Raw genomic sequence first — 2,837 nt, 5'->3', positions numbered from 1 at the left:
GGTGGGGGCGGGCGGGGTCCGCCGCCAGGAGGGTGCAACCGGCGCATCCTCCTTCTGCTTCCCGGAATGCAGTACCCACTATTTCGTTAGTACTGTCATCACCCCTGTTCCGAGGAGCGCCCATGACGATCGCCGACTCCCCCCTGCTCGCCGGGGACGTCTACTCCGCCGACTGCCCGAGCCGCGAGGTCTTCGGGCACGTCACCAGCAAGTGGGGCGTCCTGGTGCTCGCGGCGCTCGCTCCGGGCACGCTGCGCTGGGGCGCTCTGCGGCGCCGGATCGGCGGGATCAGCGAGAAGATGCTCGCCCAGACGCTGCGGATCCTGGAGGAGGACGGCTTCGTGCACCGCGAGGCGCGGCCGGTCGTCCCGCCGCACGTCGAGTACCGGCTGACGCCGCTGGGAGCGGAGCTGGCGGAGCGTCTGCTGCCGGTCGTCGAATGGATCGCGGGGAACGTCGGGGCGGTCCTGGAGGCGCGCTCGGAGGGCCGCCGGGAGGGAAGGTGAGCCTCACCTTCTTGTGAGAACGTTCACGTTCCGTTCAGGGAGGAGCCTCCACCCGGCGGCATCGGCGCCCTCTCACCCTGCTTGCCTCGATCGCGTCTCCTGCTCGTGATCGAAGGACCTCCATGTCAGACACCGCCCGCCGCCCGCTCCTCCTCCCGATGGCCGGCCACGTGCGCGGCAAGCGCAGCCCCGTCACCTGCGCGCTGAAGTGCGCCAACGCCTGCTCCACCGCGACCTGCAACACGTCGCACAACAGCTACTTCCGCGACATCGTCTCGTCGCAGCTCTCCCGCCGCAGCGCCCTCGGCCTCGGCCTGGCCGGCGCGGTCACCGTCGCCGTCGCCTCCGCCGGAGGAGCGCCCACCGCCGAGGCGGCCGTGGCGACCGCGGCCGACGGCTCGCCGCTCGCCTTCACTCCCATCGCTCCGGTGCCGTACACGGTCGACCGGTTCACCGTCCCCGAGGGCTTCGCCTGGCAGCCGATCATCCGCTGGGGCGACCCGCTCTTCGCCGACAGCCCCGCCTTCGACATCGCCGACCAGACGGAGGCCGCCCAGGCCGCGCAGTTCGGCTACAACAACGACTACACCGACATCGTCGAGATCCCGGGCTCGAAGCGCCTCCGCGCCCTGCTCGTCGTGAACCACGAGTACACGAACGAGAGCATCATGTTCCCGGCCGCGCAGCTCGAGGCGGAGCCGGAGCGCGTGCGCGCCGTCGGCCGCGCCGCCCACGGCCTCAGCGTCGTCGAGCTGGTCCGCACCGCGGTCGACCGCCCGTGGGCCTACGTCCGCGGGGGCGAGCGCAACCGCCGCTACCTGCTCGACACCCCCTACGAGGTGACCGGTGCCGCCGCCGGCACCGACCTGCTGAAGACGGTCGCCGACCCCGAGGGCCGCACCGTGCTCGGCACGCTCGGCAACTGCTCCGGGGGCACGACGCCGTGGGGCACGATCCTCTCGGGCGAGGAGAACTTCAACGGCTACTTCCGCGCCGTCGGCACGAGCGACGCCGAGAAGCGCTACGGCCTCGCCGACTCCGAGACCTCGCGCCTCTGGGAGCTCGACGACCCCCGCTTCGACGCCCGCACCCCGGGCTACGAGAACGAGCCGAACCGCTTCGGCTGGATCGTGGAGTTCGACCCCTTCGACCCCGACTCCACGCCGAAGAAGCACACGGCGCTCGGCCGGCTCAAGCACGAGGGCGCGAACGTCATCATCGCCCCGGACGGCCGCGTGGTCGCGTACCAGGGGGACGACGAGCGCTTCGACTACCTCTACAAGTTCGTCTCGACGAAGCGCTACATCGAGGGCGACCGCGCCCACAACAAGACCCTGCTGGAGGAGGGCGACCTCTACGTCGCCCGCTTCACCGGCGACTCCCCCGTCGCCGAGATCACCGGCACCGGGGCGGTCCCCTCGGACGGCGGCTTCGACGGCATCGGCGAGTGGCTGCCCCTGGTGCTGAACGGCGCCTCGACGATCGCCGGGATGAGCGTCGCCGAGGTCCTCGTGCACACCCGCCAGGCGGCGGACGCCGCGGGCGCGACCAAGATGGACCGCTGCGAGGACGTGCAGCCCAGCCTGGTCAGCGGCCGGATCTACGTGGCCTGCACCAACAACTCCGCCCGCGGCACCGAGGGCGCCAAGGAGGGCGCGACCGAGGTCAACCCGCGCACCGAGAACCGCGACGGCCACATCGTCGAGATCATCGAGGACGGCGGCGACCAGACCGGCCGCACCTTCACCTGGAACCTGCTGATGCTCTGCGGCGACCAGGCGCAGGGCGACGTCGTCTACTTCTCCGGCTTCCCGGCCGACCAGGTCTCGCCGATCTCGTGCCCGGACAACCTGGCCTTCGACTCGGTCGGGAACCTCTGGATCTCGACCGACGGCGCCCCGAGCGGCATCGGCTACAACGACGGGCTCTTCAAGGTCGCGCTCGAGGGCGCGACGCGCGGCAGGGTGGAGCAGTTCCTCTCGGTGCCCCGCGACGCCGAGACCTGCGGACCGATCGTCCACGACCTCGACCAGCACGTGTTCGTGGCGGTGCAGCACCCGGGCGAGGAGGGCACCTTCGAGGCGCCGACCTCGTTCTTCCCGGACTACGGATCGACGGCGGCGGGAGCGGTGGCGGCACCGCGTCCGACCATCGTGCAGATCCTGCCGGCGTCGCAGGTGGTGGCGCCGACTCCGACGCCGACCGCCGGGCCGACCACGGCACCGACGACCCCGCCGACCACCGCGCCCACGGCGACTCCCACCACGGCACCGACCGCCGGGCCGACTGCGGCGCCCACCGTTGCTCCGTCCCCGATGCCCACGACCGCGC

Annotated in this window: 2 protein-coding genes; both read left to right on the top strand. The window is 71.9% G+C overall.

The features are described from left to right. Nucleotides 1-122 precede the first annotated feature (122 nt). A complete protein-coding gene (locus C5C10_RS17320; protein ID WP_104256663.1) occupies nucleotides 123-506 on the top strand; it encodes a helix-turn-helix domain-containing protein in 384 nt (127 codons plus the stop codon). Between the two features lie 122 nt (nucleotides 507-628). Further along, nucleotides 629-2,837: PhoX family phosphatase (locus tag C5C10_RS17315; RefSeq protein WP_104329878.1), on the top strand; the 2,209-nt coding region annotated here is incomplete at its 3' end.

Origin of the sequence: Rathayibacter sp. AY1A3 (assembly GCF_002930975.1) — a bacterium.
Classification (GTDB): domain Bacteria; phylum Actinomycetota; class Actinomycetes; order Actinomycetales; family Microbacteriaceae; genus Rathayibacter.
The sequence above is the reverse complement of the archived record's forward strand: the minus strand, read 5'-3'. Positions and strand labels throughout refer to the sequence as shown.